General features: G+C 56.7%; 7 protein-coding genes and 1 tRNA gene. 2 read left to right on the top strand and 6 right to left on the bottom strand.

Going from position 1 to position 6933, the window contains the following annotated elements; genetic code table 11:
• The first annotated feature begins 3 nt into the window (after positions 1-3).
• Positions 4-80: transfer RNA gene (locus M0974_RS28385), tRNA-Asp, on the top strand.
• 80 nt (positions 81-160) lie between these two features.
• Here M0974_RS28385 and M0974_RS28380 read toward each other — a convergent pair.
• The 4 genes from M0974_RS28380 to M0974_RS28365 are packed head-to-tail and all read right to left on the bottom strand — an operon-like array spanning position 161 to position 3712.
• Positions 161-1000 carry a sugar phosphate isomerase/epimerase gene (locus M0974_RS28380; protein WP_297844962.1) on the bottom strand — a complete coding sequence of 280 codons (840 nt, stop codon included), beginning with the start codon at positions 998-1000 and terminating at the stop codon, positions 161-163.
• A gap of 1 nt (position 1001) precedes the next feature.
• Entirely contained in the window at positions 1002-2240 is a 1239-nt protein-coding gene (locus M0974_RS28375) for an FAD-dependent oxidoreductase (RefSeq protein ID WP_297844960.1), read from the bottom strand.
• Positions 2241-2273: 33 nt separating this feature from the next.
• Entirely contained in the window at positions 2274-2594 is a 321-nt protein-coding gene (locus M0974_RS28370; RefSeq protein WP_297844958.1) for a MocE family 2Fe-2S type ferredoxin, read from the bottom strand.
• A gap of 11 nt (positions 2595-2605) precedes the next feature.
• On the bottom strand, positions 2606-3712 hold the full coding sequence (locus M0974_RS28365; RefSeq protein ID WP_297844957.1) for a fatty acid desaturase family protein: 1107 nt from the start codon (positions 3710-3712) through the stop codon (positions 2606-2608).
• A 190-nt stretch (positions 3713-3902) separates the two neighbouring features.
• On the opposite strand from M0974_RS28365, the gene M0974_RS28360 reads away from it, so the two are divergent.
• Positions 3903-4946, top strand: a complete 1044-nt coding sequence (locus tag M0974_RS28360) for a LacI family DNA-binding transcriptional regulator (RefSeq protein WP_297844956.1) — start codon at positions 3903-3905, stop codon at positions 4944-4946.
• A gap of 26 nt (positions 4947-4972) precedes the next feature.
• Here M0974_RS28360 and M0974_RS28355 read toward each other — a convergent pair whose 3' ends face one another.
• Positions 4973-5896, bottom strand: a complete 924-nt coding sequence (locus M0974_RS28355; RefSeq protein WP_297844954.1) for a sugar ABC transporter substrate-binding protein — start codon at positions 5894-5896, stop codon at positions 4973-4975.
• 59 nt (positions 5897-5955) lie between these two features.
• Positions 5956-6933 (bottom strand): phytanoyl-CoA dioxygenase family protein (locus M0974_RS28350; protein ID WP_297844952.1); only part of this gene is annotated, 978 nt, incomplete at its 5' end.

Raw genomic sequence — 6933 nt, 5'->3', positions numbered from 1 at the left:
CGCGCAGCGGTAGTTCAGTCGGTTAGAATACCGGCCTGTCACGCCGGGGGTCGCGGGTTCGAGTCCCGTCCGCTGCGCCATATTCCGCTTCAAGGCCCTTGAACTCCTTGAAGCAAAAAAGAGCGACCTTAGGGTCGCTTTTTTTTGTCCTGAATTTCACTCAGGTCCGTCCCCGTTCCACCGACTGCCACACCGCCCGTATCAAATCCTTCATCTGCAATGCCTCTTGCCAGCGATCAGTGATGTCTTTGCCGTCGGGTCCGGTAATCGCATACGGCGGTGGGCCCAGTTCGCAGGTGAAGGACAAGCTCGATAGATCGCCATCGCGCTTCAACCAATCCTCGATCCCGTAGCGCCACCAGCTTATGAACAGGTCAACGCTGGCCTGATGTTGGGGAAAGCTGATGGGAACCTGCACGTGCTCGGAACTGGCGACTCGCCCATGAAAGCCCCAGCTGTGACGCAAGATCGTTTCTATCTGCTGCTGGTCTTCTTCGCTGGGCGGCAGCGGAATGCTTCGACCTGCGACGTAATGGGACAAATCTGCCAGCAGCTTCAGGTCAGGCATTTCCTGCAAAATATCCAGGGTGAACGGCAAGTCGTTAGTGACCCGATAACGATGGGTTTCCAGCAATACCGGGAAATCCACCTGCTCGGCCAAACGCTGCCAACCTTCGATAAGGGTGATCGCTTCTTTCAAGGTACGCGGGCGGACATCGGCTTGGAGCGTCAGGTGGTGGCAGCCGAACTCACTTGCCACGTCCAGGGCCGATGCCAAGTCAGACACGGTTTTAGGAAACAGCTGACCTTCGACTTGCAGGCCGTAGTCCCGAGCAACGCTGGACAATGGCTGCGCGTCTTCACGTCGTGTGAAGTGGCCGGTTACGCCATCGAAGCCCGCTGCCGCAATTTTTTCCGCCTGTTGTTGCAGGTTCAGGGCCGATTGCCCGTGCTCGTCGAGCATCGCCCACAGGGACTGGAAAACCAAAAACTCGCGCATGTCAGCTCCTTGCGAACTGTTTGAGGGAAGTTGAAGCATTTGCCAGCTCGGTTACCGGCAACACCGCTGCGTTTTCGATCAAGCGCTCACACAGCTTGATGTCCTTGGCAATGCTGTTGCCGGGGCCCCAACCGCAGGCACCGAGCAGTTGTTGGTCGTCATTGAGGTACATCAGGACAAACCCACCGCCCTTGACCTCGCGTTCGATCACATTGCTGCTGTTGCTCAGGCTGCCGACGGTTTGTAGGCCAAATCCGTATTGATCCGACCAGAACCACGGAACGCTGACGTAAGGCTGTTGCTGTCCGAGCATGTTGAGCGCGGCGATTCGTCCCTGAGTATCGGCGTTACGCCAGGTTTCCTGACGCTGGAATACGCCAGTGCCGTTGTGAGGGAATTCGCAGACGTCGCCGGCGGCATAGATCCCCTGTGAGCTGGTTTGCAGAAACTGATTGACCCTGATACCGCTGCCCACCTCCAACCCGGCTTGCTGAGCGAGCTTCAGGTTGGGCGTCATGCCAATCCCGACCACGACCAAATCGCAGGCGATGTGCTCACCACTATTTAGCAGCACCGCCTCGATGCGGGTTTCTCCCTGCCATTGTTCGATCTGCGTATCGATCAGTACGCGCACCCCATTATTGCGGTGCAGCGTCAGCAGTTGTTCGGACATACGCTCGGGCAGGGCGCGAGCAGCCAAGCGTGAGCCGGCTTCAAGCACCGTGACCTCGCAGCCCAATTCACGTGCGGTGGCGGCGACTTCCAGGCCGATGAAGCCGCCGCCGACGATCAGTACGTTGGTTCCTGGCTGCAAACCCGTGCGCAGTTGCAGCGCATCGTCGTAAGTGCGCAGGTAATGGATGCCGGCCAGCGGTTTATCCAGTGGCAAGGTGCGTGAATAGCCGCCGGTAGCCAGGAGCAATTGCGCGTAATGCAGGGTGGTGCCGTTGGCTAACGTAAGGCGCTGCGGCTCGGGTTCGAGGCCTACGACTTCCATCGCACTGAGGTGTTCGATCTGCAGATGATCGAGGGCGGCATCGTCAATAACGCTGCACGCTTGCAGGGTGGTTTGCCCTTGCAGCAAACCTTTGGAAAGCGGCGGGCGTTCGTAAGGCAAATGAACTTCGTTGCCGATCAATACGATTCGTCCTGCATACCCTTGTTCGCGCAACGTCAGCGCTGCACGCCCACCCGCTTGCCCGGCGCCGACGATCACCATCGCGGTCATTGATGTGTTCATGAGATACCTGCTTGGGAAGGGGATTGCCGTTATTCAGCCCTGAACCGCGAGCAACACGCGGCCGGCTTCGACCTTCACTGGATAGGTTTTCAAGTTGATGCAGGCGGGCGCGCCTTGGGCTTTACCGGATCGGTAATCGAAGCGGCCATTGTGTTTGGGGCATTCAATGATGTGGTCCATGACCAAACCGTCAGCCAAGTGAATGGACTCGTGGGTGCACAATCCTGCGGTGGCATAAAATTCATTATCGGCGGAGCGGTACACGGCAAAGGTTCGATCCTGGTGATCGAAGCGAATCACATCTTCTTCGTCGATCTCGTCGACCGCGCACACTTCTATCCATTCGGTATTCATGGTTGTCTCACTCAGCTGTAAACGGTCGTGGCGCGGGCTTCGTCGGACGTGGGTTCTGGCACTGTTACAACCGGGCGCCGAACGTAATACGAGGGGTCTTTGCGCTGCTTTAATAACGTCGGAATAATTTCCCGGTACGCCTCGACGATGCTGCTGTAGGGCGGCGGACAATCGTCACGTATCTCGGCGTGCAGTTGCGCCAGTGCGTGGTAAGGCACCATGGGGAACATGTGGTGTTCGAGGTGATAGTTCATGTTCGAATAAATAAAACGGAACAACGGATTCATATAAATGGTGCGGCAGTTTTTCCGGTGGTCGAGTTCATCTTCAGCCAGGCCTACATGCTGAGTCAGGCCAAAAAGGTAGGACAGCCATCCGCCATAGAACGTGGGAAGAAACACAAACATCAAGGGCAACCAAGAGTGTTGGTAAATAGCCAAGCCAATAACCAGTGCATACAACACCAGCCAGATGCGCGCGGCACGGTAGACTTTTGGCCATTCCGATGGCGGAATAAAGTTTTCTTCCGCCGCGCTGAGCGTGCCGCCCGCATGGACGAATAACGACTTCAGCACATTGAAACCATGGGGTAGCGACATGAAGCTCAACGCTATTTTTATCAGGCTAGGGGGCCTCGGCTCAACGATCTCGGGATCGCGGCCCACGACAATGGTGTCCGTGTGATGCCGCGCATGGCTCCAGCGCCAGACGTCGGGCTCGTACATGACCATGAAGCAGGCCAACTGATACACCGCGTCATTCAGCCAGCGGGTTTTGAACGCCGTGCCATGACCGGTTTCATGCCAGCGAGAGTTGGCCGCAGTGCCGTATAAAACGCCGTAGACAATAAAGAATGGGACGCAGGCTGCGCCGCCCCAGAAGTAGTAGCCGCCGTAACCACTCAGAACTAACGCCAACAACCATAGTGCGGTATCGCGCACGGCGGGACCGTTGCGGCGTTGCATGAGTGCTTTCAAACGTTTTCTAGGCACTGCGCATTGATACCAGACCGCAGACACCAAGCCCTTTTCGTGAGCGCTCAAGGCTTCGGGGCCGGTGAGGCTGTAGTCTCTCGCGGCATAAGGGGAGTCAGGGTTATTCGGTTGTTGCTGAGCCATATTATTATTCTCCGTGTTGCATTAATCGCTCTGGGACGTACCTTTCAGAGGCGGACTTAATCTGCTCGACACGGAAAATATAGAGAGCGCCCTGCATGGCTACAAGTGCTTGAAAGTATTCTCTTTCAAGCTATCATCGGCCTCGGTAACGGCTTGATAGTTTTCTCTCATCCAGAGTGCCAAGGGCTTCATGAATAAAAATAAACGTCCAACCATTGCGACTGTTGCGCAGCAGGCGCAACTCAGTGTGGCGACGGTTGATCGGGTCTTGAATGCCCGAGCGCCCGTCAACACACAAACCGCCGAACGCGTGTTTCAAGCCGCCGAAGCCGTGGGTTATTACGCCGCACGCTTGATCGCGGAACGCATCAGAGAGAAGAAACCGGGCTATCACTTCGGCATACTGTTACTCGGTACTTCCCTGGAATTTTACGGCCATTTGCGTGATGCGATCAGGGAACAGGCGCGGCTGTTTACCGAGGCCAATATCATCTGTCATGACGACGCGATCATTGACCGTTCACCGCATGCCGTTGCGCGGCAAATCGAACAACTGGCTGAGCAATGCGACTGTCTCGCGCTGGTGTGTTTCGAGCATCCGGTGATTCATCAGGCCATTGAGCGGGTACGTAGTCGCGGCATTCAAATCGTTTCACTGCTCTCTGACTTGTCCAGCGAAAGTCATAGGCCGTATGTGGGCACGGACAACGTTGAAGTGGGCCGAACCGCAGGCTGGTTAATGGCTCACACCTGTCATCCGCCCCAAGGCAGCGTCGCGGTGATATTGGGCGGGCATCGGTTTGTCGGGCATGAAAAGCGCGAGCAAGGTCTGCGCAGCTATTTCGAAGAGAAGGCTCCTGGCTTTCGATTGCTGGAGCCGATCATCAACATGGATAACGCCGACGTCACCGAGGAGGCCACGCTGGAGTTGCTGGCGCGGCACCGGGATTTACGCGGCTTGTATATCGCCGGGGGTGGCGTTGAAGGGGTGCTCAGTGCCTTGGCATTAACGCCTGAGCGGCCGCCACTGTGCGTGATTGTTCAGGAGTCGACCCAGGCGTCGCGCCACGCATTACGCCAAGGGCTGATCAGGCTGGTGATTGACTCGCAGCCGACAGTATTGGCCAAAGAGCTGATCGCACTGATGGTCAAACTGCAAACCGCCGAAACGTTTGACCCGGTACAGCAGCGGATTTTCGTGCCGCTGCAGGTGCTCACGCCGGAGAATATTTGACCGGTACGGGGCCGTTTTCGGTTATCTCAAGGATTCAAAAACTTCTCGTAATTCGCCTTAGTGATCAGTTGGTAAGGAATGGTCACTTCAGCGGTGTACGGTTGTTTTTTGATCATCTTCACCGCGAGGTCGATGGAGCCTACGGCTTGGCCTTTGTTGTCTTGGTAGACCGTAACCACCAGTAGGTCTTTTTTGATCGCGTCGAGGCCTGCCTGACCGCCATCGCTGCCGGCAATCAGGATGTCTTTACCTGGTTTCATACCGGCTTGGGTCGTCGCCATGGCCACACCGATGGCCATTTCATCCGCGTTGGCGGCCACAGCATCGATTTTCTTGCCGGCCAGAATCCAATTGTTCATCAAATCAATCGCCTTGCTGCGCTGCCATTCGGCGCTCTGTTCTTCGACAATGTGGATGTCCGGGTATTTCGCCAGTACCTCTTTCACGCCCTTGGTGCGGTTGTGGGTCGCGTTGTTGGAGAGCAGCCCGAGCATGATCGCCAGGTTACCTTTGCCGCCCATTTTATCGGCGAGGTACTGCATCTGCATTTGCCCGGCCTTGACCTCATCAGAGCCGACATAGCCGACGCCGACGGGTAGTTTTTCTTGATCGGGGCGGCGGTTGACATAAACCAATGGAATCCCGGCCTTGGTCGCGTCGTCAGTAATTTTCTGCGTGGCGGCGGTGTCTACCGGGTTCACGATAATCGCGTCCACTCCTTGCCCGGTCAGGCTCTGTACCTGATTCAACTGACGAACCACATCGCCTTGGGCGTCTTCAAATTGCAGCGTCACCCCCGGCAATTCTTTCGCATGGGCAACCATGTATTCACGCATTTGTGCGAGGAACACATCATCGACTTGGGCAATGCTGACGCCGATGCGGATATCGGCCAACGCCAGCGGCGTGAAGACCACGGTAAACAGCAAGGCAAAGAGTTTTCTCTTCATGGGTTTAGTCCTGTTTTGTTGTTGTTATGGCAAACCGGTAAAGCATCAAACGGATGACGTCAGGCTTGGCGCTTGCTGCGCATCAGCGTGACCTGTTGTTGAAACGTTTCGTACGGCCAGCGTTGAGTGAGTGCCTCCAGCATCATTTGCTGCCCGGTCTGCGGCGCCAGCCCCTTGAGCGGCGGGTCGGTGTCCAGATTAGTCGGGAAGGCATAGCCGTCAGCCGCCGTGGCAATGACCGCCGTGAATGCTTGGATGTCCAGTTCACCTTGTTCCAGTCGTTGGAGCAGCGCGGGATACAGCGCCAGCATCATCCGGTCGCGGTCCAGGGTTTCCATGGGTTTGCCAAACGCTGAGGAGATTTGCAGCAGGTTGGCCATACGGTGCTGGTCGGTGGTGCGGTTAGTCCCTGCCGCGTGAAACAGTGCGGGGTTGAAAAACAGCATGTCGCCCTTGCTCAACGGCACTTGCACCGCGTGCTCCTCGAAGTACTCAATGAACGCCTGTCGACGCCACGCCAAATACCCCAGGTCGTACTGTTGCGAGAACGGCAACAGCAGCGTTGGGCCGGTTTCTATCGGCATGTCGGTGTGGGCAACCGCCCCCTGTAGGGTCAGGTATTGCGACAACACATGCAGCGGCAAGGCAAAGCGCTCGACCTCGTCAACCGTTTGAAAGCCCATGTGGTAGTCGCGGTGAGGCATCTGCGCCTGGCCACCGGGATGCACTACGTTGACTTGGGCGGTGGTTTGAAAACCCGGCCCCAACCATGACTCGGCAATTAGCCCGATCAGTGGGTTGGCGTAGTACTCGATAAAAGATTCGGGCGATTTCAGCGCGGCTTTTTGCAGCGAATTCCAGATTCGCCCGTTGGCGCCAGCTTTGGCAAAATGATCGGCGGCAATGCTTTGCTTGGCTTCGTCGGCGAAGATCCCTTCGAACACCTGGCTATGCCGGTCCACCACCCCGTGATCGGGATAGGCCTGACGGACCACCATCACGCCGGGGCCTTGGCGGAACAGCAGGTGCAGCTCGTT

The sequence above is a fragment of the Pseudomonas sp. genome (genome assembly GCF_026224925.1).
In the GTDB taxonomy this organism is placed as follows: Bacteria; Pseudomonadota; Gammaproteobacteria; order Pseudomonadales; family Pseudomonadaceae; genus Aquipseudomonas.
The sequence above is the reverse complement of the archived record's forward strand: the minus strand, read 5'-3'. Positions and strand labels throughout refer to the sequence as shown.